This is a genomic window from Burkholderia sp. LAS2, assembly GCF_018417615.1.
Classification (GTDB): Bacteria; Pseudomonadota; Gammaproteobacteria; order Burkholderiales; family Burkholderiaceae; genus Burkholderia; species Burkholderia sola.
This window is the reverse complement of the sequence record NZ_CP071053.1, coordinates 392,680-417,275: the sequence shown is the minus strand read 5'-3', so window position 1 is coordinate 417,275 and position 24,596 is coordinate 392,680. Positions and strand designations below refer to the sequence as shown.

General features: G+C 63.4%; 27 protein-coding genes. 25 read left to right on the top strand and 2 right to left on the bottom strand.

Going from position 1 to position 24,596, the window contains the following annotated elements:
* Positions 1-29: 29 nt before the first annotated feature.
* The 24 genes from JYG37_RS22230 (at position 30) to JYG37_RS22115 (ending at position 22,347) form a co-directional block, all read left to right on the top strand.
* A complete protein-coding gene (locus JYG37_RS22230) occupies positions 30-1,694 on the top strand; it encodes a terminase large subunit (protein ID WP_213346639.1) in 1,665 nt (554 codons plus the stop codon).
* A complete protein-coding gene (locus JYG37_RS22225) occupies positions 1,691-2,980 on the top strand; it encodes a phage portal protein (protein ID WP_213346430.1) in 1,290 nt (429 codons plus the stop codon). Before JYG37_RS22230 ends, JYG37_RS22225 begins: the two co-directional genes overlap by 4 nt.
* Positions 2,946-3,749: a head maturation protease, ClpP-related gene (locus tag JYG37_RS22220; protein WP_249746069.1), complete on the top strand. Its 804-nt coding sequence runs from the start codon at positions 2,946-2,948 to the stop codon at positions 3,747-3,749. The genes JYG37_RS22225 and JYG37_RS22220 overlap by 35 nt, the downstream gene beginning before the upstream one ends.
* 68 nt (positions 3,750-3,817) lie before the next feature.
* Positions 3,818-5,083, top strand: a complete 1,266-nt coding sequence (locus JYG37_RS22215; protein ID WP_213346428.1) for a phage major capsid protein — start codon at positions 3,818-3,820, stop codon at positions 5,081-5,083.
* A gap of 104 nt (positions 5,084-5,187) precedes the next feature.
* Positions 5,188-5,718 carry a head-tail connector protein gene (locus JYG37_RS22210; protein ID WP_213346426.1) on the top strand — a complete coding sequence of 177 codons (531 nt, stop codon included), beginning with the start codon at positions 5,188-5,190 and terminating at the stop codon, positions 5,716-5,718.
* A 10-nt stretch (positions 5,719-5,728) separates the two neighbouring features.
* Positions 5,729-6,055 carry a phage head closure protein gene (locus tag JYG37_RS22205; RefSeq protein ID WP_213346425.1) on the top strand — a complete coding sequence of 109 codons (327 nt, stop codon included), beginning with the start codon at positions 5,729-5,731 and terminating at the stop codon, positions 6,053-6,055.
* Positions 6,048-6,470 carry an HK97-gp10 family putative phage morphogenesis protein gene (locus JYG37_RS22200; protein WP_213346424.1) on the top strand — a complete coding sequence of 141 codons (423 nt, stop codon included), beginning with the start codon at positions 6,048-6,050 and terminating at the stop codon, positions 6,468-6,470. The genes JYG37_RS22205 and JYG37_RS22200 overlap by 8 nt, the downstream gene beginning before the upstream one ends.
* Entirely contained in the window at positions 6,467-6,811 is a 345-nt protein-coding gene (locus JYG37_RS22195; protein ID WP_212093224.1) for a hypothetical protein, read from the top strand. Before JYG37_RS22200 ends, JYG37_RS22195 begins: the two co-directional genes overlap by 4 nt.
* 58 nt (positions 6,812-6,869) lie before the next feature.
* Positions 6,870-7,334, top strand: coding sequence for a phage tail tube protein (locus JYG37_RS22190; protein ID WP_213346422.1), 465 nt, complete (start codon positions 6,870-6,872; stop codon positions 7,332-7,334).
* A gap of 27 nt (positions 7,335-7,361) precedes the next feature.
* Positions 7,362-7,829, top strand: a complete 468-nt coding sequence (locus tag JYG37_RS22185; RefSeq protein WP_213346420.1) for a phage tail assembly chaperone — start codon at positions 7,362-7,364, stop codon at positions 7,827-7,829.
* Positions 7,826-8,104, top strand: coding sequence for a phage tail assembly protein T (locus tag JYG37_RS22180; RefSeq protein WP_213346637.1), 279 nt, complete (start codon positions 7,826-7,828; stop codon positions 8,102-8,104). Before JYG37_RS22185 ends, JYG37_RS22180 begins: the two co-directional genes overlap by 4 nt.
* A gap of 13 nt (positions 8,105-8,117) precedes the next feature.
* A complete protein-coding gene (locus JYG37_RS22175) occupies positions 8,118-12,218 on the top strand; it encodes a phage tail tape measure protein (protein WP_213346418.1) in 4,101 nt (1,366 codons plus the stop codon).
* The gene (locus tag JYG37_RS22170) at positions 12,218-12,556 is read left to right on the top strand and encodes a phage tail protein (protein ID WP_213346417.1); all 339 of its coding nucleotides are present in this window, start codon (positions 12,218-12,220) and stop codon (positions 12,554-12,556) included. The genes JYG37_RS22175 and JYG37_RS22170 overlap by 1 nt, the downstream gene beginning before the upstream one ends.
* A gap of 8 nt (positions 12,557-12,564) precedes the next feature.
* Positions 12,565-13,680, top strand: coding sequence for a hypothetical protein (locus tag JYG37_RS22165; RefSeq protein ID WP_213346415.1), 1,116 nt, complete (start codon positions 12,565-12,567; stop codon positions 13,678-13,680).
* Positions 13,677-14,360, top strand: coding sequence for a phage minor tail protein L (locus tag JYG37_RS22160; RefSeq protein ID WP_213346413.1), 684 nt, complete (start codon positions 13,677-13,679; stop codon positions 14,358-14,360). The genes JYG37_RS22165 and JYG37_RS22160 overlap by 4 nt, the downstream gene beginning before the upstream one ends.
* Before the next feature lie 49 nt (positions 14,361-14,409).
* On the top strand, positions 14,410-15,162 hold the full coding sequence (locus tag JYG37_RS22155; protein ID WP_213346412.1) for a C40 family peptidase: 753 nt from the start codon (positions 14,410-14,412) through the stop codon (positions 15,160-15,162).
* Complete coding sequence (locus JYG37_RS22150) at positions 15,159-15,740, top strand: tail assembly protein (protein ID WP_213346411.1); 582 nt, start codon at positions 15,159-15,161, stop codon at positions 15,738-15,740. Before JYG37_RS22155 ends, JYG37_RS22150 begins: the two co-directional genes overlap by 4 nt.
* A complete protein-coding gene (locus JYG37_RS22145) occupies positions 15,737-19,042 on the top strand; it encodes a TipJ family phage tail tip protein (RefSeq protein WP_213346409.1) in 3,306 nt (1,101 codons plus the stop codon). The genes JYG37_RS22150 and JYG37_RS22145 overlap by 4 nt, the downstream gene beginning before the upstream one ends.
* Positions 19,042-19,350, top strand: coding sequence for a hypothetical protein (locus JYG37_RS22140; protein ID WP_249746068.1), 309 nt, complete (start codon positions 19,042-19,044; stop codon positions 19,348-19,350). The genes JYG37_RS22145 and JYG37_RS22140 overlap by 1 nt, the downstream gene beginning before the upstream one ends.
* Positions 19,350-20,066, top strand: coding sequence for a hypothetical protein (locus JYG37_RS22135; RefSeq protein WP_213346636.1), 717 nt, complete (start codon positions 19,350-19,352; stop codon positions 20,064-20,066). Before JYG37_RS22140 ends, JYG37_RS22135 begins: the two co-directional genes overlap by 1 nt.
* 55 nt (positions 20,067-20,121) lie before the next feature.
* Positions 20,122-20,406, top strand: coding sequence for a phage holin family protein (locus JYG37_RS22130; RefSeq protein ID WP_213346406.1), 285 nt, complete (start codon positions 20,122-20,124; stop codon positions 20,404-20,406).
* Between the two features lie 2 nt (positions 20,407-20,408).
* Positions 20,409-20,858: a D-Ala-D-Ala carboxypeptidase family metallohydrolase gene (locus JYG37_RS22125; protein ID WP_213346405.1), complete on the top strand. Its 450-nt coding sequence runs from the start codon at positions 20,409-20,411 to the stop codon at positions 20,856-20,858.
* Entirely contained in the window at positions 20,855-21,337 is a 483-nt protein-coding gene (locus tag JYG37_RS22120; RefSeq protein ID WP_213346404.1) for a DUF2514 family protein, read from the top strand. Before JYG37_RS22125 ends, JYG37_RS22120 begins: the two co-directional genes overlap by 4 nt.
* A gap of 113 nt (positions 21,338-21,450) precedes the next feature.
* The gene (locus JYG37_RS22115; RefSeq protein WP_213346403.1) at positions 21,451-22,347 is read left to right on the top strand and encodes a hypothetical protein; all 897 of its coding nucleotides are present in this window, start codon (positions 21,451-21,453) and stop codon (positions 22,345-22,347) included.
* 107 nt (positions 22,348-22,454) lie between these two features.
* On the opposite strand, the gene JYG37_RS22110 is transcribed toward JYG37_RS22115, so the two are convergent.
* On the bottom strand, positions 22,455-22,844 hold the full coding sequence (locus JYG37_RS22110) for a hypothetical protein (RefSeq protein WP_213346401.1): 390 nt from the start codon (positions 22,842-22,844) through the stop codon (positions 22,455-22,457).
* 445 nt (positions 22,845-23,289) lie between these two features.
* Here JYG37_RS22110 and JYG37_RS22105 point away from each other — a divergent pair, with 445 nt between their 5' ends.
* Positions 23,290-24,018, top strand: coding sequence for an SOS response-associated peptidase family protein (locus JYG37_RS22105; RefSeq protein WP_213346635.1), 729 nt, complete (start codon positions 23,290-23,292; stop codon positions 24,016-24,018).
* Here the strand turns inward: JYG37_RS22105 and JYG37_RS22100 are convergent.
* Complete coding sequence (locus tag JYG37_RS22100; protein WP_213346399.1) at positions 24,015-24,578, bottom strand: hypothetical protein; 564 nt, start codon at positions 24,576-24,578, stop codon at positions 24,015-24,017. The genes JYG37_RS22105 and JYG37_RS22100 overlap by 4 nt on opposite strands.
* Positions 24,579-24,596 lie beyond the last annotated feature (18 nt).

Below are 24,596 nucleotides of genomic sequence, written 5' to 3'. Positions count from 1 at the left end.
ATCGATGGGATGTCGACTACGGCCTGCCGGTGTTGCGAGGCGAGATCGTCGTCGGCGAGTTCGTGTTCCTTGCGGTCAAGCGCCACTACGTCGATCTGATCGACGGCCCGGCGCGCGGCATTGTGTTCAGTGCAGGGCACGCGCATCACGTCATCGACTACATCGAGCGGCAGTTCCTTCACATCAAGGGCGCGCTCGCTGGCCGGGCGTTGGTGCTCGATCCGTGGCAGCGATTCTGGACGGCAGTGATGTACGGTTGGCGCCGCGTCGATTCCGGGCTGCGGCGCTTTCGCACCGGGTACGAAGAAGTCGCACGCAAAAACGGCAAGTCGACGTGGAAGGCAGGGCAAGGCGATTACCTGTTCCTGATGGACGGCGAGCAGGGCGCGGAGGTGTACACGATCGCGACGACGCGCGAACAGGCTATGAGCGTGTTCAAGCCGGCGCTCGACAACTACCGTCGTAGGTGTCGGCGATCGAAACGGCTGGCGCGATCGATCAAGGTGTACGACGGGACGAACCAAGAGCGAATCGTGATCGGCAGCAGCGTGTTCAAGCCGCTGCCGGCGAACGCGGAATCGCTCGACGGCTTGAACCCGTCGGTTTGTATGGTGGACGAGCTGCACGCGCACAAGACGCGCGAGGTGTGGGACGTGATGGAGTCAGCGCTCGGTGCGCGACTCCAGCCGTTAATCTCCGCCATCACGACTGCCGGCTACATCCTCGACGGGATCTGCACGGAAATTCGCGGCTATCTCGTCATGATCCTGCGTGGCGACAAGATCGACGACAGCTTCTTCGGCTACATCTATACGCTCGACGATGACGACGATCCGTTCGACCCGGCAGTTTGGATCAAGGCGAATCCGAGTCTCGGCAGCGCGAAAACTGTCGACTATATGCACGCGCAAGCGGCGAAGGCTGCCGAGCTGCCGAGCGCGAAGGCGAATTTTCTAACCAAGGATCTGAACGTCTGGGTCAATGGCGCTCTGAGTTGGTTCGACATCGCCGTATGGGACGCATGCGGCGCGCCGTTCGATCGGAAATCGCTGGCCGGGCGCAAGTGCTTCGGCGGCTTGGACCTGGCCAGTACGCAGGATTTGTGCGCTTTCGTGCTCACGTTCCCGCCGTACGGCGATGACGGAGAAATCGACCCAGCCGGCGAATGGTTCTATGTCTTCTTCATTTTCGCACCAGAGGCGAAGGTGAACACGCAGGAGGCCAGCGACGCCGCGCCGTACAAGAAATGGGCGGAGCAAGGGTGGTTGATCGTGACGCCGGGCGCGGTCACGGACTACACGGTCATTCGCGACACGATCAAGGCCGCCTGCAAGCTCTTCGACGTGCAGGACATCGCGTTCGACCCATGGAACGCAACGCAGATCGTCAACGAGCTGCTCGAGGACGAGATTCCGATGGTGCAGGTCGCGCAAAACATGGCGGGCCTGTCACCCGGGGCGAAGCAACTGGAGCGCCTGGTTTACGGCGGCCGGATGCGTCATGGGGGGAACCCCGTCGCGCGATGGTGCGCAAGCAACGTTACGTTGCTGCTCGATTCGAACGAAAACATCCGGCCCGACAAGAAGAAGTCGCGGCCGAACGGGCGCATCGATCCGATCGTCGCGGCCTGTATGGCGACCACGCGCGCGGTTACGTATCAGCCTGAAGCGGACCCGGAAATTTACATCCTATGACGAACGCAACGAACGGTGCGCCGCACGCGAACGCAAGCGGCTCGCGAATTTTGAACCAGTGGAACGCCGAGCGCCAGGCGGCAAAGGTGAATGCCGCCGCGGTGTCGACGAGTCAGATCGTCCCGGGCACCGATGCGTACGACTGGATGACGGGCTTGCAGACGCCGGGGCGGGCGGTGAGCGAACGCGGTGCGATGAGTGTCGCAACGGTTTATTCCTGCGTGGCGCTGATCGGCGGGGCGGTCGCTTCGACGCCGCTGGTTGAGTACGAGCGTGGCCCGAACGGCGTGCTGCCGGTGGAATCGGAATATTGGGAACTGCTCAACGAGGAGCTGCACCCGCGGTGGCCGGCGGCGGTGGGGTGGGAATTCGGCATGACGGGCCTGCTCCTGCATGGCGATCTCTTTTCGCGCATTCACCGCGTTACGCGGTGGTCATCGCGAATTGAGTCGGTCGAGCCCTTGCATCCACTTTCGGTGTGGGTTGATCTCGTCGACGGTCGTCTCGTGTACACGTATCTCGATCCGGCTACCAACGTCGTGATGACGGTCGATCAGGACGACATGATCCACGTTCCTGGCCCGGGCTTCGATGGTCGCCGCGGACTCTCGCAAATCCGCAGCGTGCTTCGCATGCCGGTGAACGTTGCCTCGTCCGCTGGCCAGTTGGTCGACACGATGCTGTCGGACAACTTGCGTCCCGACCTCGTGATCAAGTCGGAGGGCAAATTGACCGAGGATCAGGTCGCGTTGCTGCGTAAGCAGTGGATACAGCGATACAGCGGATTGCACAACAGTTCGGCGCCGGTCGTGCTCGGCGGCGGAATGGACATCAAGCAAATTTCGATGTCGGCAGCAGACGTGAAGCTGATCGAAAACCGGAAGCTGACGGATGACGACGTGTGCTCGGTGTTCGGAGTCATGCCCCACATGGTCGGCCGTAGCGACAAGGGTACGACGATCGGCACGACTGCCGAGCAGCTTGCGAAGCACTTCGTGAAATACACGCTGGGTCGACACCTTACGAAGATTGCACAGGAAGTCGGCCGGAAGGTGGTTCGAAAACCGAAGCGTTCAATTCAGCACGACGCCGACGCGCTCGATCTCGGCGACATGAAATCGCGGTTTGAGGCATTCCGCATCGCGCTCGGCCGCGCAGGCGAGCCGGGGTGGATGTCGCAGAACGACGTGCGGCGCCGCTTCAACATGCCGCCGGAGCCGGACGGCAACAAACTCAATTCAGGGACCAAAGATGCGACGAAACCGAATCCTCCAGCTTCTGAATGACAACCGCGCCGCGCCGCGGGCTTTCAGCGTGAAGGCGAGCGACGACGGCACGGTTGCGACTGTCTACCTTTACGACGTGATTGTGACCGACGATTGGTGGGGCGGGGTTTCCGCGCAGTCGTTCGTGCAGGCGCTCGCCGGGATCACGGCCGACACGATCCACCTTCGGATCAACAGTCCGGGCGGCGACGTGTTTGCCGCACGTGCGATGGAGACGGCAATTCGTGGTCATTCGGCGCGGGTGATCGCGCACGTCGACGGCGTTGCCGCGAGCGCTGCCAGCTTCGTGATGCTGGCAGCCGATGAGGTCGAGATCACGGACGGTGCGTTCGTGATGATCCATAACGCGTGGACGTTCGCGATGGGAAATGCGGACGACCTGCGTGAATCGGCGAAGCTGCTCGACGCTGTCGACGCGTCGCTGGTGCGAACCTACGCGAAGGAGACGGGGCAAAGTGAGGACGATATTTCTGCATGGATGGCTGCCGAAACGTGGATGTCATCCGACGAGGCCGTGCAACGCGGCTTTGCTGATCGACTCGCGGGCGCTGGCGCGGATGCACAGGCGTCCGCGTGGGATCTCTCGGCGTATGAGCGTGCGCCGAACGCGGCGCATGCGCAGACGCCGCCGCGTGGCCCTGCAGCGTTCGCCCCGCCGGAGCCGCTGCCGGAGCAGCCCCCGGAACCGAAGCCGGGTGCGCGGGCGCCCGCGGCTACAGCGGATATGGAAGCGCTGCGGCGCCGGCTGGAGCTTGCACAACGTTCGTGACGCGTTCCCGCGTCGATTCAAAGGGCTGCCTTCGGGTGGCCCTTTCTTTTTCTGTCGATGGAGACTGTATGGCTATTGCAATTCAAGCACTGCGGGAGCGTCGCGACGCACTCGCGAAAAATCTGAACGCGTTGCTCGAAAACAACCAGGGCGATAAGTGGGGCGCCGATCAGCAAAAGGCGTACGACGAAGGGCTTGCCGAAATGGATCGGGTGGGCGCCGAGATCAAGCGTCACGAAGGGCTGATGAACCGGCTCGCCGAGGAAGCGCTCGCCGGCAATCCGGAGGGATTGATCAACGCGCACGTGAAGACGCCGGGCGCGCACGAAGGCGAATCGAAAGCGATCCGCACGTTCCTCCGCCGCGGCGTGCTGGCTCTGACCGACGAGGACCGCGCGCGCATGCTCGCGCGGCAGACACCGGAAATCCAGAACGCCATGTCGACCGGCGACCCGGCTGCCGGCGGCTATACCGTCGCGCCGGAGTTCTATCGCCGACTGTCGGAGGCGCTCAAGGCATTCGGCGGCCTTCGCCAGATCGCTACCGTACTGTCGACCGGGACCGGCGCGTCGATGACGTTCCCGGGTACGGACGCGACGACGGAAGAGGGCGAAATCGTCGAAGAAAACGGGGAAACGAGCGACGGCGACACGAAGTTCGTCGCGAAGTCGCTCGAAGCGTTCCGCTACTCGTCGAAGTCGATCGCGATTTCGATGGAGCTGCTGCAGGACAGCATGTTCGACCTCGAAAGCTACATCATCCGTCTGCTGTCGACGCGCGTCGGTCGGATCACCGCGCGGCATTTCGCGAAGGGCACAGGCAACAAGCAGCCGGTCGGACTGCTGACGGCGGTCGGCACGGGCGTTACCGTGGCGTCGCCGAACCTGATCACCTACGACGACCTGATCGACCTTGAGCACAGCGTCGATCCGGCATACCGCGTGCGTCCGAGCTGCGGATATGCGATGCACGACCAAATGCTGAAGGTCGTTCGAAAGATCAAGGACGAGCAGAAGCGCCCGATTTTCGTGCCGGGCTACGAGCAGGGCAATCCGGGCGGTGCACCGGATCGTCTGCTCGGCCGGCCGGTAACGATCGTGCAGGAATACGACGTGCCCGAGGCGGGCGCCAAGCCGCTGACGTTCGGCGACCACTCCGAATACATCGTGCGCGAAGTGATGGATCTCACGATGTTCCGCATGACCGACTCGCGCTACACGCTCAAGGGGCAGGTCGGCTTCGTCGGCTTCAACCGTCAGGGCGGCAACCTGATCGACATCGGCGGTGCGGTGAAGGCGCTGAAGATGGGCGAGGCCGCGGCGCCGCAGGGCTGATGAACGGGGCCGCCACGTCGTGGCGGTCGCACATTCGACGTGAGGAATACATGGCCGACCAGTTGGCATATCCGCTGCGCGTCGCGGCGGGTCGCGTTGACGTCATGACGCGGCCCGTTCAGGAAGCGATCACGCTCGAGCTGGCGCGCGAGCACTGCCGAATTGATGGCGACGACGAAGATGTCCTGCTGAAGGGAAATATCGTCGCCGCGCGAGAGGCGCTCGAGGCGGCGCTGGCCCGCCCGTTGCTGCCACAGGAGTGTCGGGTGCGGGTCGACTCGTTTCCGTCGGAACGGATTCTGCTGTGGAACGACGTAATCGAAATCCTTGACGTGTCGTACACGGACGAGGCAGGCGCGCGGCAAGTCTTGCCGCCGGCCGCGTACCGAGTGATGGATCGGGCGTATCTCGTGTCGCGGAAATCGTTTCCATACGGCGAGGACGTGCAGGTGCGGTTTCGTTGCGGCGCGTTCGAGTCGGCCGACGCCGTACCCGAATCTCTCGTTGCGTGGATGCTGCTGCAACTCGGCACGCTTTCCGCGCATCGCGAATCGGAGCTCGATGGAACGGTCAGTTCGCTTAGCGAGGATTTCACGAATCGACTCATCGCGCGTCACGCGATCGTCAGCATCTAACGAGGAAAGTATGCGTGCGGGAAAGCGGAACGAGCGAATCGTGATCGAGCGCCGAAGCGGTGCGGTAAACGAGAACGATGAGCCATTGCCGGATGCATGGGTTGAGCACTCGAATCCTTGGGCGGACGTGCTGTTTATCAGCGGGAAAGAGCACATCGTTTCAGGTGCGGTCCGGGGTTCGGCGGTGGCCAGCATGCGCATCCGTTACCGGGCTGGTATCGACGAGCAGATGCGTGTGCGGTACGACGGCAGGCTGTACGACATTACGGCGGTCTTGCCGTCGCGCAAGCGCGGATATCTCGACCTGTCGGTGAAGGTGGGGGAAAAGTATGTCTAGCGTGCAAATTTTGGGGCTGGCCGACCTGCGGACGGATTTCGAGAAGCTGGCGAAAGCGCAGTCGACGAAGGCGCTCAGGCGCGCGACTGTGGCCGGGGCGAAGGTGATCCGAGACGAGGCGCGCGCACGCGCGCCGAAGAAATCGGGAAAGCTGCGACGAAACATCGTCTCGGCTGCCCTTCGGCAGAAGGACGCGCCGGGCATCGCGACGGCGGGTGTACGCGTACGGACGAAGGGCAAGGGCGATTCGCCCAGCAACGCGTTTTACTGGCGCTTCGTCGAGCTCGGCACGCAGCATATGCGAGCGCAACCGTTCGCGCGCCCGGCGTTCGACGCCTCGATCGGCCAGGCCGAGGGCGCGATTCGTACCGAAATCGTGCGTGCGATCGACATGGTGATCGGGGGTGGCCGGTGAGCGCCCTCGTTATCCGCAACGCGATCGGCACGGTTGGAGCCGCGAAGGGATATGTCAGCGCCGCCGCAGCAGCAGCGAAATCGCCGTACTACGTGGTATCGCGCGTGAGCGGCGCGCGCGACATGGCGATCGGCGGTGCGACCGGCGGTAAATCGGGCGTGTTCCAGGTCGACGTCTACGCCAGTACGTACACGGACGCCGACGCGCTCGCCGACAAGGTGATCGATCGCGCGTACGCGGCCGAGCAGTTTTCCGTCGGCGGGGTGAGTGACCTGCCTGACGACTATTCGAGCGATTCCGGTGATTTTCGGGTGAGCCTCGAAATATCCGTTGAATTCTGACGGAATCCGCTGTGTGTACGGCCCGCCTCGAGCGGGCCTTTCTTTTTGTGAGGGGCTTATGGCCGAGAAGAGCAAGCGCATCAAGGCGCAAGGTACGAAGGTCGAGATCTCGAAGACGTCGTCGTCGAACCTCGACGACGAGGCGCTCGTATTCGTCGATCTCAACACGACGAGCAAGACGATCAACTGGCAAGGCGGGCAATCGTCGGAAATCGACGCGACGACGCTCGCCAGCGACGAAAAGGAATCCGAACTCGGCCTGCCCGATCCTGGCGAATTTTCCGTCGACGGCAACTATTCGTCGGATGACGCCGGCCAGCTGATTCTCCGCGGCGCGCGCGTCACCGGCGACAAGTACGTGTTCCGCGTGACTTTCCGCGACAAGTCGCAGTTCCTGTTCATCGGCATGGTACGCCAGTACACCTGGTCCGCCGGCGTCGATGGCATCGTGACGTCGACCTACAGCGTCCGTGTCAGCGGCGCGCCGAAGGAAGTGCCGCCGCCGGTCGTACCGGCGGGTTAATCAATCCGGAAACGTAAGGAACGAGTGATGACGAAAACTCCGACGATCGCCGGCGCGTTGCGTGCCGCGATTCTCAATCCGTTGGCCGGCTGGCGGCACCAGATGGTGCCGATGCCGGAATGGGGCGACGTGACGGTCGCGGTACGCGAACCGTTGCTTGCAGACCGCGCATTCTGGCTCGAACCGCTGCGCCTCGCTGCCGGCGTCGAGCCGGGCGACGACGAGGCGATCGCCCGCGAGAAGTATGCGCGAGTCCGCCCGGAAGAGCACGTGCTCGCCTCGGCGCGGCTGTTCGTTCGCGTGCTCTATGTCGAAACGGCGGCAGGCTGGCGTCGAGAATTCGAGGACGCGGACGCGCAGGAGATCGCGTCGGCATTCGGATCCGCGCACGAACGCATCATCAACACGGCGCTCGAGCTCGGCAACATGAAAGCCGACGCGGAGGACGATGCAAAAAAAGCCTCCGCCGAAACCCCGATCTCCGACTCGAACTGACGCTGGCGCTGCGGCTCGGCAGGACGCTCGCCGAGCTGCGCGCGAACATGTCGACCGCGGAGTTCGCCTTGTGGCAGGCGTTCGATGCCGAGTCACCGATCGCCGATGATCGTTACGACCTTCATGCGGCGATGGTCGCGTCGGCGGTGTTCCAGGCACAGGGTGCGAAGGTGAAAGTGGCCGACATGATGCCGAACTGGTCGGGCGAGTCGGCCGAGGTTCAGGAGGTCGCCGACGATCCTTTCTTCGCGGGCCTAATGAGGTTGGCAAAGTAGGCGGATAGGAAATATGGGAACGAGTCTCCGCGAGCTGATCGTCAGCGTAACCGCGAATACGACGCAGTACGATCGACGCATGCAGCAGCTTGGGTCGACGGCCAGCGGCTATTTCAATGCGGTCCGGGATGGGGGGCGGGCCGCTGATGCGGCGTTCGCTTCCAATGCGTCGAGCGTGCAAGTGACGGTGCGTGCGATCGAGGCTGCGCGCGGGTCGCTCACCGCATATGCGCAGGCTGCTGCCGCAGCGTTCGGCGTGCACCAACTGGTTGAGTATGCCGACGAATGGACGAACCTGAGCAACCGGCTCAAGATCGTCACACGGGATCAGATCGATTTCGCCGTCGCGCAAAGCGATGTGCTGCGCATCGCGCAGGCGACGCGGCAGCCGCTCGACGCGACGGCCGAGCTTTATCAGCGGATCGCGAACAACACGTCGCATCTCGGCCTGTCGATTAAGCAGGTCGGCCCGCTGGTCGAAACGATCAGCAAGGCGGTTGCGCTGTCGGGCGTGTCGGCCGACACGGCGCGCCTCGGTATCGTGCAGCTCGGGCAGGCGTTCGCGTCCGGCCAGCTGCGCGGACAGGATCTGAAGAGCGTGCTCGAGGAACTGCCGGGCGTAGCGGACGCGATTGCGCGCGGGATGGGCAAGGGCACGTCCGAGCTCAAGGCGCTGGCCGAGGACGGCAAGCTGACCGTCGAGAACCTGATCGACGCGCTGAAGAATGCTGGCTCGAGCACCGACGCGTTGTTCGGCAAGGTCGACATGACCGTCGGGCAGGCGATGACGCGCCTGCAAACGGAAATCATCGCGTACGTCGGGCACGCGAACGAGGCTACCGGCGCGAGCGCGAAGCTCGCGCAGAGCGTCGTCTACGTTGCCGATCACCTCGACGAGATCGTCGCGATCAGCGCGTCGCTCGCGGCCGGCCGGCTCGGCGTGTATTTCGCGCAGACCACGGTGGCTGTCAGCAAGTCGGCCATCGCGTGGAACGCTGAGCGGCAGGCGTTGCTGGCGAAGGCGCAGGCGGAAAACGCTGCGGCGCTCGTCACGATCACGAAGGCGCAGAGCGACCGCGACGCGGCGGCTGCGAAGCTTCAGAACGCGCAGGCGGCAGAGGTCGCCGCGGTGGCCGAACTGGCCGCCATGCGTGCGATGCGCGAAAGCCTCGCGATGCAGTCGGCGCTGACAGCCGGTTCGATCCAGTACGCGCAGGCGAAGCTCGCTGAGGCGCGTGCGATCGAGGCGAGCGCCGTGGCGCAGGTCGCGACCGCGCGCTCGAATCTGGCGAACAGCCAGGAGATCGGCACGCGGATCGCCGGCACGCCGTACGCGGCGGTGATCGCGCGCGAGACAGCGGCGGCGCAGGGCGAGCTGGAGCGGGCCGAGGCATCCCTCGCGCTGGCGCAGCAGCGCCGCGTGGCGCTGGAGGCTGCAGCGACCAAGGGGACGGTCGACCAGACGCGCTACGCTGCGGCGCTGGCCGAAACGGAGAAGGGGCTTGCAGTGGCCGAACGCGAGGTCGCGGCGGCGACGCAGGCTCGCGAGCGGGCCGAGCGCGGCGCGACGGCCGCGACGGCGGGCCTGGCCGCGGCGACCGAACGCGCGGCGGTGGCGCAGACGGCTGCCGCGCGCGCCGGTTCGCTGATGCGCACGGTCGGGTCGGGTCTGCTGTCGGTGATGGGCGGCCTTCCCGGCATTATCGCGACTGTTGGCACGGTGGCGCTCGGCGCCGCGGTGAACTGGCTGGTATTCCGCGATCACGCGAGTAGCGCGACGTCGAGCCTCATCGACATGCAGGCGCCGCTCGACCAGATCATCGAGAAGTATCGGCAACTGTCGCCATTGCTGCAGGAGGTCGAGCGCAATCGGGCGAAGCAGGCTCAGGCGTCGGCGCGCAGCGACGTATCGGACGCGTACGCGGGCCTTGCGGCGCGTGCATCGCAGAGCGTCATCGTGCCGGGGATCGGCGACAGCGCGCCGATCATCACGGACGAGAATCAGGTTGCGCTCGATCGCTTCATCGAAGGGCTGAACCGGATCAAGACCGAAAATCTCGGCGTCGACGAGAAGTCGCGCGAGCTGGCGGCGCTGGTCGGCGTGTTCGTCGACGCGACGAAGGGCGGTGACGACCTTCGCGTCGAGCTGGTGCAGGCCGCGTCGGCGATCGACACGGCCGGCGCCGCAGCTGACAAGGGCACGCGCACGCTCGCCGCGATGGATGCTGCCGCGCGCGGTGCGGCCGACGGCATTCGACTGCTCACCGAAGAAAACAATTTCTTCGCGGGCGGCATGGCGGCCGAGGCCTGGAACAAGTACGTCGAAAAGCTGAAAGAGGCATCCGACGTCATCGGCATGACCGCGCAGCAACGCGCCGAATACGAAGCAAAAACGAAGGGCGCGAATACTGCGGAGGCGCGGCAGGCAGGCTTGATCGCTGGGCGCGCGGACGCGTACAAATCGCTCGAAAAAGCGATCCAGGACAAAGACGCGAAGGCCGAGGCCGGCGCGCGTCGGAACATCGACAATCTGACGCGCGAGCTCGCGCTGATGAATCAGCAGATGGTCGTCGCCGCGGCGCTGGCCGAGTTTCAGGCGGATCTCGTCAGCAAGAAATTCGAGAAATTCGGATTCAACGCTGACGCGGCGCTCGCGGCCGCCGCGGCGCGCGGCAAAAAGGCGTTCGACGACACGGTGTCGGAATCGGCCGGCCAGGTCGCCCGCATCGGCGTCAATGCTCCAGCGCTCGCGCACAAAAGCCGGGCCGCCGGGTCGCGTGCCGAGCCGGAAAGTCAGCGCATGCTCGACAACATCGCGCAGCGTATTGCGCAGCTGCGCGTCGAGGCGGTCGCAACCGACAAGCTCACGCAGTCGGAGAAAGATCGGATCGGGTTCGACCAGAAGCTGACCGATCTGGCCGCGAAGCGCACGAAGCTGACAGACGGCGACAAGAGCTTGATTCGTGATCAGGCTGCAATTCGCGCGGCATACGACCGCGCGGCGCAGCTGGAGAAAGAGGTTCGCTATCACGAAGCGATCAACAAGCTGAAGGAGCGCAGCGCGCAGATCGACGCGGAGCTGGCGGACTACGCGTCCGAGCGCCAGCGCGAGGTCGCGCGCGAACTTGCCGCGATGCCGATGGGCGACAACGCGCGCGAGCTCAACCAGGCGACGAGCCGCGTCGGCGATGAATTCCGCCGCCGGCGCGACGACTTCACGAAGGGCGCGCGGAAGGACGGCACGCTCGGCTCGCCGGAGTACCTGGCGGAAATCGACCGAATCAACCGGGCCGAGGCAGAGCAGGTCGAGCGCGAACGGGGTTATGTCGAGCAGCGGCTCGCGGTGCAGCGCGACTGGCGCGTCGGCGCGAGCCGTGCGGTGGCGCTGTATCAGGAATCTGCGGAGAACGCGGCAGGTCGCGCGGAGGACGCGTTTACGAGTTCGTTCCGCAGCATGGAGGACGCGCTCACCTCGTTCGTGTCGACCGGCAAGCTGGATTTTCGCGGGCTGGTCAACAGCATGATCACGGACCTTGCGCGCTTCGCCGCACGCGCGGCGATGGCGCCGGTGTTCGGCGCGCTCGGTTCGGCGCTGGGGCTGGGAGCGGCCAGTGCGGGAGGATTCAGTTCGTCGTCGTTGCTCGGCGGTGTGGCGGGTGGCATGTCCGACATGTTCGGTGCGAGCGGCGGCAACGCGTACGCCTTCCACCTCGCGACCGGCGGGCGGGTCACTGGCCCGGGCACGTCGACGAGCGACAGCATTCCGGCGTGGCTCTCCAACGAGGAATTCGTGGTGAAGGCTGCGGCGGTGCGCAAGCCCGGCGTGCTTCGGCTGCTGGAGGCAATCAACAGCGGACAGGATCTCGGCTTCGCGAAGTTTGCGAACGGTGGCCTTGTCGGTGGCGGCTCGGCAGGCGGTGGCGCGGTCGGCACACCGGGCGCGGGAGTCGAGTTGAATATTCCGGTGACCATTGACGGCGGCACGGGCAACGCGGCGCAGATGATGGCGAGCGCGGAGTTCGTGAAGCTGCTAACTCAGATGTTGCGCGGTTTGGTGGCGGCCGAGAGCCGTCAAGGTGGATCGCTCTGGAAAATGAAAAACGGGATGGGGTGATGACCGACACGTTTATCTGGCCGCCGACGGTTGAGGGGTTCGGCGGCGATACGACGCTGCGTGTGCGAAAGGCCGGTTTCGGCGATGGGTACACGCAGCGCGCGGCCGACGGGCTCAACAACCGGGTGCCGTCGTACAACCTTCGATTCGTGGGGAAGGCCGAGAAAATCTCGGCAATCCTCGCGTTCCTCGATGCGCATGCCGGCGCCGTGTCGTTTTTGTGGACGCCGCCGCTTCGGCCGCAGGGGCGATTCGTGTGTGAGAAGTACACCGAGCCGGCGAAGAACGGCAACGTGTACACGATCACGGCGCAGTTTGAACAGACGTTTTCGCCGTAAGGAATCTCATGGGAAAGCTTCAGAAAGTAATTCTCGGGACGCCGCCAAAGGGGAGCGACGGCGATCCCGTTCGCGTCGCTAATTCCAAAGCCAATGCGAACGTCGACGTGCTCGATCGGCAATCGGCGCTCGCGTCGGCCCCAATGATCACTGCGTCGCGGACACTCGGCGAGGAGCATATTGGTCGGCGCGTCAGCATCAATATTGCTGCTGGCGGCACGATCAAGCTCCGCAAGGCGGCATTGTGCGAACCGGATTCGATCGTGTGGCTCGTCAACGTCGGTACGAAACGCGTGTTGCTCGCTCCGGACGACGGATCTGGTGATTCCGTGCCACTGTCGGGGTTGGGCGCAGGTGAGGCCGTGGCGCTTGATGCCGACGGCGTGAATACCTGGCGTGTTCTCGTGCGCGGGCGTCCAAGCTCCGACGATGAGTCGGTCGTCGGAAAGTTGTCGGCAGGCTCCCTCGCCGTAGCTGGCGTAGGAACGTTCGACGTGCGCCCGACTTTCGCAGGAAAGACGCCGTGGGATTCGGGCAATCTCAATCCTGGGAACTATGCCACAGTAAATACGTTTCAAATTTTATCGGCGCGCAAGCGGATTAACGCGAGTCAGGCAACGGGCGAATGGGGCGACCAAACGTTTGTAGTTGAGAGCGATCTGGCCCAAACTGGAATTGGGTTTAGAGCCAGTACCGGGGCGCTGGTACTTCGTTACAACAACAGCAATGCGTCGTTGGAGTGTGTAAGTTGGAATTCAGGTGCGTACGCCCCAATGGTGGCCTCGTCGTTTAACGTCCCATCGGATTATCGCCTTAAGAACGTGATCGGTGAGATAGTCGACCCGATTGAGCGGGTGAGAAGGTTTAAACCGGTTATGGCGGAATACAAGGCGGCTCCCGGGGCTGCTTACCCGATGTTCATCGCTCATGTTCTGCAGAAAGCCGCCTCGCATGCAGTATCGGGCGAAAAGGATGCTGTTACTGCAGACGGTACGCCGATTCATCAAGTTGTCGATTATTCGAAGGTCACGCCGGATTTGGCTGCTGCCATCATCGCGCTTGCTGACGAGTTGGATAACCTGAAACGCAACCTTTCGATTTTGGAAGCACCTGTGCGCGTATGACGATCACAGCCGATATTCAGCAACTGGAACCCGGGCATCGCCTTGAGTTTTTCGAGGTCGATTGCACGGAGATCGGCGGCGACGCGTTGCGCTTTCATGGACACCTGCAATCGACTTCGATCGTGTGGCAGGGTCTGGAATACAAGCCTTGGCCGATTCAGGCCGCCGGCTTCGAGAGGACATCGGACGCGCGGCAGCCGGCGCCGACACTGACGGTGGGCGACATCAACGGCACGATTACGGCGCTGTGCGTTGCGCTCGATGACCTCGTGGGCGCGAAGGTGTTCCGTCGACGCACGCTCGCGAAGTACCTCGACGCGGTGAACTTTCCGGACGGCAACCCGACGGCGGACCCGAATGAGCAATGGCCGCCTGAGCAGTGGCGAATCGAGCAGAAGAGCGACGAGCAGCCCGGCGTGCAGGTGGAATTCACGCTGTCGTCGCCGCTTGACTTCGGCGGGCAGCAGGTGCCGGCGCGCCAGATCGTCGGCACGTGCCAGTGGCGCTATCGCGGGCCCGAGTGCGGGTATGCCGGCGCGGCGTACTTCGACAAGGACGACACGCCGGTGAGCGATCCGGCGCTCGACCGCTGCAGCCAGAAAATCAGCGGGTGCGAATGCCGGTACGGCGTGAACAACCCGCTCCCGTACGGCGGCTTTTTGTGCGATACGCTGGCCTAGACCGCCGACCTACCCCTTTTCACGGACCCGCCAATCGGCGGGTTTTTTTATGGACGAACGAATCAAGCAAGCGATCGCGGAGCATGCGCTCGCCGAGTACCCGCGCGAGTGCTGCGGGCTCGTCGTCGGTACGGCTGCCGGCGATGTGTATGTGCCGGGCCGCAACATCGCGGCGGCGCCCACCGAGCAATTCGCGCTCGCGGCCGATGCTTACGCGGCCGCGGAGGACCTGGGAGAAATTCGCGCGGTCGTCCATTCGCATCCGAACGGAACGGCGCAGCCGAGCATGGGGGACCGCGCGATGTGTGAGCGCGCCGGTATCCCGCAGTGGGTAATCGTCTCGCTCGGCGTGCAGGCCGACGGAACGATCGGCGTCGACAACTGGTGCGAGTTCGGGCCGAGCGGGTACGTCGCGCCGCTGTACGGTCGGGAATACGTGCACGGCGTGCTCGACTGCTACTCGCTGGTGCGTGATTGGTATCTCGCCGAACGTGGGATCGTGCTGCCGGATTTTGAGCGCAAGGATGGGTGGTGGGCCGACGGGTATTCGAACCTGTATGTCGCGCACTACCAGGACGCCGGCTTTCTCGATATGGGTCGCGACGCGCTGCTCGAGCCGGGCGACGTGCTGCTGATGCAGGTCCGGAGCAAAAACGGCGTGCCGAATCACTCTGGCGTGTATCTCGGTGACGGCATGTTCGCGCATCACATGTACGGGCGGCTGTCGTGCCGCGCGGTGTGGGGTTCGATGTGGCGGGACAGCTGCACGACGGTGCTGCGGCACATCGGAGGTGCGAAGTGACGGAAATATTGCGCGAGGTGAGGCTTTACGGGATCGCGGGAGCGCGATTCGGCCGCGTGCATCGGCTGGCCGTCTCGTCGACCGCAGAGGCCGTGCGCGCGCTGTCGGTGCTGATCCCGGGCTTTCGGAGATTCCTGCTCGACGCGCGAGACAACGGGCTGACGTTCGCGGTGTTCAACGGCCGCCGAAACTTGACTGAGGACGATCTCAGTGCGCCGGTCGGAAGCGACGCAATCCGAATTGCTCCGGTGATCATCGGCAGTAAGAGCGGTGGGCTGTTCCAGACGATCTTCGGTGCGGCCCTGATGGTCGTCGGCGCGGTCGCGTCGTTCTATGGGCAACCGTGGGGCGCGCAACTGATGGGGCTCGGCGCGTCAATGGCACTTGGCGGAATCGTGCAGATGCTCAGCCCGCAGCAGGCCGGTCTCGCCGGTGCCGCGGACAACGGCACCTCGTACTACTTCAACGGAGCGGTGAACAGCGCTGCGCAGGGCGAGCCCGTGCCGCTCGTGTACGGCGAGATGGTCGTCGGGTCGAAGGTTGTCAGCTCGGGAATTTACACGGAGGACCAGGTGTGAAAAAGATCTACGCGGAATCCGGGCCCAAGCGTGTTAGCGGCGCGAAGGGCGGCGGTGGTGGCGGCGGTGGCGGCGGTGAATCACCGGACAACCTGCATTCCATCGCGCGCGCGAAGGTGCTCGACGTCATTTCCGAGGGGCCGATCGTCGGTTTGGCGAAGGGCATGCAGTCGGTTTCTTTCGATGGCACGCCTATTCAGAATTCCGACGGCTCGGTCAACTTCCAGAATTACAGCGCCGACGTTCGCACGGGCACGATCGATCAGGAATTCATGCCCGGCTTTCCGGCGGTCGAGCGCGAATCGGCCGTGGGTGTGCCGCTGACTTCCGATGCGCCGTGGGTGCGGCAGGTCCAAAACACGCAACTCACAGCGGTCCGTATTCGCTTCGGCGTGCCCGCGCTACAAAAAAGCGATCCGGCGAAAGGCGTGTTTGGCTATCGCGTGGAATATGCGATCGACCTGTCAGTCGACGGTGGTTCGTACGCGCAGGTGCTGTCGTCGGCATTCGATGGCAAAACAACGTCGCTTTACGAGCGCTCGCACCGGATCGAGTTGCCGCGCGCTGCAACCGGATGGTTGGTCCGTGTGCGGCGCATCACGCCGAACGCACACAGCTCTCTGATTGCGGACGCAGTGAATATCGAGGCGATCACGGAGGTGATCGACCGCAAGTTGCGGTATCCGATGACGGCGCTCGTCGGCATGACGTTCGATGCTCGATCGTTCTCGCAGGTTCCGGTGCGGTCGTACCACGTTCGCGGCCTGATCGTTCGGGTGCCGTCGAACTACGATCCCGAAACCCGCACGTACTCGGGGGCTTGGGATGGGACGTTCAAGCCGGCGTGGACGAACAATCCGGCGTGGATTTTCTACGACCTGCTGCTGAACGACCGCTACGGGCTCGGCAAGACGGTTGACGTGTCGATGATCGACAAGTGGGGGCTGTACGAGATTGCGCGCTATTGCGACGTCATGGTGTCCGATGGCAAGGGCGGCGTCGAGCCGCGCTTTACGTGCAACTGCGTGATTCAGTCCGCGGCCGACGCGTTCAAGGTGTTGCAGGACATCGCCGGCGTGTTCCGCGGTATTTCGTACTGGGGGCCTGGAGCGGTGATCGCTTCCGCGGACATGCCGTCGGATCCGGTCTACGTCTACACGGCGGCGAACGTGATCGACGGGGCGTTCCGCTACGTGGGCAGCGAGCGAAAGACGCGATACACGGTCGCGCTTGTGAGCTACAACGATCCGTCGAACCAGTACAAACAGGCGGTCGAGTACGTGCCGGACGACGACGGCATCGCGCGGTACGGCGTCATCAAGACGCAGGTAACGGCGTTCGGTTGCACGTCGCAGGCGCAGGCGCACCGGCTCGGGCGATGGCTTCTCCTGACGTCGCGCTACGAGTCGGGCACGGTCACGTTCAAGGTTGGGATGGACGGTGTGCTGGTAGGCCCGGGACAGGTGGTCGCGATCGCTGATCCGCGAAAGGCCGGTCGGCGCATCGGCGGGCGCATTCGCGCGGCGGCTGGCAACGTCGTCACGCTCGACAAGGCGCCGACCGTGGCACCCGGTGATCGCTTCACGGCGATCCTGCCGTCGGGCATTGCGCAGTCCCGGGCGGTGAAGTCGGTCGATAGCGACGTGCTCACGCTCGTCGATGGTTTCGACGCAGACCCGGTTCCCGGTGCTGTGTGGATGCTCGAAAACGCGGAGGTCGCGGCGCAGCTCTATCGCGTCGTGAGCGTGCAGGAAGGCGACGACGACGGACGCATCGAATACACGATCACGGCGACGATGCACGAGCCGGGGAAGTACGCGGCGATCGACGATGGTGCACAGATTCAGCAGCGGCCGGTGACTGTCGTGCCGCCATCGGTGCAGGCGCCGCCGACCAACGTGCGCATGACGACGTACTCGGCGATCGATCAGGGGATTTCCAAAACCACGATGGTGATCGCGTGGGATGCCGCGGATAACGCTGTGACGTACCTGCCGGAATGGCGGAAGGACAACGGCGAGTGGATCAGCGTTCCGCGTACGGGCGGCCTGCAGGTCGAGGTACCCGGGATCTATCAGGGGCGGTACGTGGCCCGCGTGCGCGCGCAGAACGTGATGGGTGTCACGTCGCTGCCGGCGATCAGCGCGGAAACGCAGCTGAACGGAAAAACGACGCCGCCGCCGGCTGTCGCGTCGCTCAAGGCCAAAGGTGTCGTGTTCGGGATCAATCTCGATTGGGCGTTTCCGGGTGACGGTACGGCTGACGATACTCAGCGCACCGAGATCTGGTACAGCCGCACGCCGAGCCGCGATGATGCGATCAAGCTGTCGGACTACGCGTATCCGCAGGCGTCGACGTCGCTGCAAGGGCTCGCGGTCGGCCAGGTGTTTTATTTCTGGGCTCGGCTCGTCGACACGTCTGGAAACGTCGGGCCGTGGTATCCGGCGGCCGGACCGGGCGTGCAGGGGCAACCGACGACAGACGAGAACGCGTACGAAGATTATTTCCGGAATCAGATCGGGAAGAGCGCGCTCGGGCAGGATCTGCTTGAGCCGATCGATTCGATTACCCCGCTCATGGCCGGTGACGCTGAAGAGTATGCGGGCGATGAAACGCAGTACGCGGGTGTCTGGTCGTTGCAGTCCGCGATCGCGGAAGGCGACATGGCCGTTGCCAAGAGCGTCGAGACGGTAGCGGCCCGTTTGCAGTCCGCGGCAGGGACGTTGACTGCGGCGGTGCAAACCGAAACGCAGGCGCGCGTCGATGCCGATAGCGCGATGGCGCAGCAAATCACTACGGTTCAGGCGAAGGCCAACGAAAATGCGGCCGCCGTGCAGACCGTTGCGCAGTCGTATGCGGACCTGAACGGGCGCGTCGCGGCTTCGTACCAGATCAAAACACAGATTACGGCAGATGGCCGCACGTATATCGCCGGCATTGGGGTCGGCGTCGACAACAACAACGGGATCGTCGAATCTCAGGTGCTGGTGTCTGCGCAGCGGTTCGCGGTGGTCGACCCGAACAACGGTGGTTCGATGATCGTGCCGTTCGTCGTGCAGGGCGGTCAGGTGTTCATCCGCCAGGCGCTCATCGGTGCAGGCTGGATCACGAACGCGATGATCGGCAGCTACATCCAGTCCGACAACTACGTCGCCGGCCGCCAGGGCTGGCGGCTCGACAAGAGCGGCTGGTTCGAAATCAACGCTTCTGACGGCAGCGGAAATCGACTGGTGCTCGACGGCAGCAGTGTGCGTGTCTACGACGGCAACGGCGTGCTTCGCGTGCGCATGGGGATGTGGTGATGACGACCGGGCTTCAGATTTTCGATGGCGCCGCTCGGCCGATTCTGGATGCGCACTCGCGCGCAGGGCGCGTGGTCGGAATTGCATGGACCGGCGGCGGCAACGGAAGTGTCGCCGCCGACATGTCAACCGGTGAGCCGTTCTGGGCATTCATGCCGGCGCGGATTTTTTATCGCGTATCGGGTGCCGAGCCGTCGCCGAATGTGGCAATCGACCGGAACGGCATCAGCTGGTGGTACAGCGGCAATACGAGTGGGTCGAATGCCTACACGCAGGTTCCTGGTTGGATCGTTTATGGGGTGTATTGATGCCGGCAGGATTTCAGGCGTTCACGGATACGGGTGTGTACCAGATTGACGGGTCGACGCCGAACTATCAAATGGTTCAGGCAATGTCTGCGCAGTCGGTGGATACCGCATTGCGTCTCGCGGTCAATGACGCGGGAAAACCGTTCACGACGACGCTGCCTAGCGTTGCTTTCTCGTTCAACTCGACAGCCGGGCCGATGTATGGCGTGTACGCGTCGGATGGGGTGGGGATCACCATTTGGAGTACTGATGTAAGTGGAACGACGTTTACGTTGCGCTTCGTTACCGAGCGACCGTGCACGGTGTTTCTTTTCCTTTTTGACAGTGTCCCGCTCGTTTCCGGTTCGTTTGGACTGCAGGTTTTCAACTGGAGAGGCGACCTAATCGCGGATTCGTCGAGGCCGTTTCTGCGTGTGCTCGATGTGATCTACAACGAGTACATACCGGGGACTGGGTGGGCCACGCTTGGGGCGCCGGGCGCACCCTGGGATTCTCGGACATACGCCGCGCCGGTCATCGTTTCAGGAATCTACCCGGTTCGCCAGGCATGGAGCTATGACCCCGCGGGTGTCGAATTGACGTCGATTCGCGTGAGCGGGAATACGGTGTCGTGGGGCACAACAATGTACGGAGGTGGACGAAAGCCGAACTGGTCAGGGTTTCGAGAACAATGGCATTCACGCTTCATGGTGCTGGATGCTACAGGGATTGTGTGATGGGCCGCCAACTTGGCGGCCTTTCTTTTTACGGGGCAGGAAACGGGGAGCGGTAATGCAAGAGCACGAAAAGACGATTCTGGAGTTGGTCCTCATGGGCGGACTGATTGGCATTGCGAAAGTGTTGGTGGGTAGTGAGCAGCTGACGTTCCGGCTTGTGGCCGGGCGCGCCGTGCTCGGTTCGGCGACGTCGATGGTCGCGGGGCTGGCGCTGTTGCAGATCCCGGATCTGCCGCCGATCGCGTTGCTCGGCCTCGGTAGCGCGCTGGGCATCGTCGGGTCGCAGTACCTCGAGGTGCTGCTGCGCCGGAATGCGAAACGAATGTTTGGGGGAAAGTGAGTATGACGAATCTGACAGCACATTTCACGCTCGAGGAATTGACCGCGAGCGATACGGCGCGCCGGCGCGGCATCGATAACACACCTTCGGCTGCCGTCACTTCGAACCTGCGCAGGACGGCCGAAACGCTGGAGCGCGTGCGGGATGTGCTCGGCGGGCGGCCCGTGATAATCACCTCGGGCTATCGCGCCGCGGCGCTCAATCGCGCGGTGGGCGGCGTTCCGAGCAGCGCGCATCTGTCGGGCCTGGCCGCCGATTTCGTCTGTCCGAAATTCGGCGCGCCGCTCGACATCTGCCGGGCGATCAGCGCGTCGCCGATCGAATTCGACCAGCTGATTCAGGAGGGCACGTGGGTTCACATCGGCCTCGCGCCGATCGGCACGAAGCCGCGGCGACAGCTGCTGACGGCATCGTTCGGCGCGACGAGCACGACGTACTCGGAGGGACTATGACCTGGTTCGATCCGCGGGTTTGGCTCGCGATCGTCGCGGCGGTGGTCATCGGTTCCGCGGCCGGCTATTTCAAGGGACATCGCGACGCCGACCAGTCGCGCACCGTAGAAACTCAGGCACAGCGAATTCGCGAGCTCGTCGGCGAGCGGGACGAAAGCAACCGTATCGCGCGTCAACAACAGGGGAATGCTGAAAATGCTTCGAAACAACGTGACCAGGCGCGCGCTGCTGCTGACGCTGCCGATGCTGCTGCTGTCCGCCTGCGCGAGCAGGTCGCCGAGCTTGTCGCTCGAGCGCGCGATCCCGCCGCTCCGGCCGGAAGCGCGGCAGCCGGCGGCGCCCTCGATCTGCTTGCCGACGTGTTCCGCCGGACTGACGAGGCTGCGGGAGAATTCGCGCGAATCGCTGACGAGCGGGGCATTGCCGGGCGGCAATGTGAAAGCGACTACGACGCGCTGACGGGCGCGGCGCCGCGATAGAAACAAAGCGACCGAGGCCCGCGCTTGCCGCGGGCTTTCTGTTTCCCGATTCCGTAATCGATATGTAAAATCGGCGATCCGGGGATATAACAACTTCCGACCTGAGAACCACAATGAAAAAAACGCTGATTTCCGCAGTTCTGGCTGGGCTCACCCTTGCGGCCTGTGGTGGCGGTGACGACTCGTCGACGCCGTCCGCATCCGGTCCGGCAATCCGTCTTGCGTATTCGGGGGTGCCACTGGTGTCGACGCAGCGCGCGCGCGCAATGGCTGCTACGGCGGATGTATCGAGCGCGGCGTCCGCGCCTGATCCGTCTGCCGGCGACGTGCAGCCAACGATCTCCGCGCTGCAGAACGCATTCAAGGCGAGGGGCGCCGACATCGCGGTCTATCCTGGCGTCGTCAACGGCTCGAAGCTGCACGACATTGTCATGAGTGAAAACGGCGGCGTTGGGCCGACTGACGCCGAGATTGCGAACTCGAAAACCAACATCAGCGAATGGGCGCTGATGTACTTCGAGCTCGACGATATGTCCGGATACATCGATTCGGCCGAGCGAAGCGCCGCGGTTGATCAGTTCAAGCGCGACCTGCAGGTGTACGGCGCGCGCGAGTATCTCAAGGGGCGAGTTATTTTCGCGGCGCGGCCGATCGTGTCGTGCGCGGGGCCCAAAGAGGTTCGAACCGTCAACGGTGACGGCCTGGTGGCGGTGAAGTCGTATAAGCCGACCTCACAGGTACTTTACGAGGTAATCGAGGGCGCTGGCATCGAGGGGATGGTGTCACCCATTGGCGGCATTTACAGGCCCGACGTTTCCCATATGGGGGCCGACTGCAGCACGCCGGACCAGACGGTGCGAGACGCGCACCTGGCCAGCATTGCCGACCCGCTGGTCGACCGGTACAAGGTCGCGCTCGACACTATCAACAAGTGCAAGTACAACCCGACGGCCATTCCGGAAGCTGACCGCTCAGCGCAGTGCTGGGGTATCGATCCGGTGAAGCAGTAAGGTTTCGACTTTTCAGGGGGGCGCAGCTCGTGCGCGAACTGGTGTCGGCTCTCAAAGACGCCCGCGATATTGTCGCGGGCGTTCCGGTGAGCACATTCCGCGCGGGCCTAGTTGAGCGGCTCGAGGTAGAACCCGCGCGCGGTCAGGTCCATCTTCGCGTCGCTGAACGAGTCGAAAATGTCGTAGCCGCATTCGACGTACGTGATCGTGTGGTCGAAGTCGAGATCCTCGATGTTGTGCTTCCATGTGAGCGGCAAGTCGGTCGAGTGCCCCGGATCGAAGTGGACGACGCTCAGGTACGGCGGACGAACGCCGCGAGGCGGATACTCGGTGCGTAGTACGAGCTCGACGTGAGCGATGACATGATGTTCCGGGATTCGGTCCGCATAACGCAGCAGGTACGCCCGCAGCGAATGGCCGTCCTTCCGGTCTTGCGCCGAGGCGAAGCCAAACCAGTCGTCGTCGGAATCGCTGAATTCTTCCGCAATTGTGCGCATATCGACCTCCAGTGCGACGAGCCTCCAGCATGCCACAGGTGCGCCGCTGCCCGTCGCGGCGTTTGCCGGGCGGTGCGCTGACCGCGGCGAAGTGCGTCACTTCTTCGAAGTGGTATATCTGGTCGGTCGCGCGAATTGATGCGCGAGCCGATCGCATGTTTCCTCGTCGAGCCCGTCTAGGCCGATCGAAAGTTCCCAGAAAGCACAGCCTAGGCGCGGTCGTGCCGCAACTCCATTGACGTTCCGCGGGTGCGCGCAGATCGCGTGCGCGCCTCCGCAGAACGCCACACCGGACCAGTGCTCGCAGGTCCAGCACGGACGGTTGATTCTGTCGAGGAAGAGGCCGGACCCCAGCCCGTCGTTAGCCACGGCGCGACTACTGTATAAAAACACAGTGTATCCCGGGGTAAGATGGGGTCGTCAAGATCCAAAATTGGGGACGGCGATGTGCACGAACTACGTGGCGCCGGGCGAGGATCCGGGCCTGAGCGAGCTCAAGATCGACAACTTCCGCGATCTGTACCGCTGGACGCCGTGGAAACCCGAGATCTATCCGGACTACGACGCGCCGATCGTGGGCTACGTCGACGGGCAATTCAAGCCGCTGATCGCGGGCTTCGGCTTCTGGCCGACCGCACTGCAGAAGGCGAACATCAAGAAGGCGAAGGAGCAGGGGCGCAAACCGCCGCTCATGCGCAGCACGATGAACGTGCGCGACGACAACCTCGGGAAGTCGCCGCTATACGGACCAACCTGGCGCGGCGGCCGACGTTGCCTGATTCCGGCGCGCTTCATAGTCGAGCCGTCGTATCCAGAGGCGTATCAAGACGAGAAGGGAAAATGGGTGAACGGGCCGTGCGTGTGGCAGCGCATCGGCGTGGTCGACCGGCCGACGATGTGTGTTGCCGGCATCTGGCGCACGCTCACGAACCAGGACGGCGCCGAGCACCACGTGATGTCGATGATTACGGTAAACGCCGACGGTCATCCACTGATGGCGCGCATGCACAAACCTGCCGACGAAAAGCGGTCGGTCGTGATCCTGCGGCCCAAAGACTGGGAAGAGTGGTTGACGACGTCGAACGTCGAAGCCGCGCGCGCGATGTTGCAGCTCTATCCGGCTGACGAGATGGTTGCAGAGCCGAAGATCGGCCTGACGACTGGCTCAACCTAGTTTCCTGTCGATTCGTCATCGTCATCGCCATCGCCTTTGCTTTTGAGCAAATTGCTATTGGCTGTACGAAGTGCGCGCCCCATCGTTTCAGCCCTTAGTACTCCTAGAAAGGATGTCGATAATGAAACCGTCATCGCTACGGCATAGACGAGGAGTAGTCCAACTACAGTTAGTTTGTCCGGATCGTGAAGCAGCCACGATAAGCTGTCCGCCGGCATCTTTTTCCACTCGTCAATATGAGGGATGACAATCAAGAGGTAGAACGCGACGAAGAGAGTGGCGCAGAACGCTGAAAGGATCAGTGCATATGTCGCTATCGATCGCATTCTGATTTCGCGCTGGAAATGGAGCTCGCGCGCTTCCGTGCTCGACTGGAGGAATTTGACGGTCTTGTCGAACCGTTCCCGCGATGCTTTCGAGCGAGACGACCAGGCAGATAGCCCTTTCGAAAGAGCCTTCTCGATCCCGAACTTGGTGTAGTCACTCAATACTTTTAATGCGACGGCACCAGCAACAGCGGTAAGCCACCAAGTTGGCGTGGACAGCTCGCTAAGCGTCATGTTCTTCTCTTTCGTTGC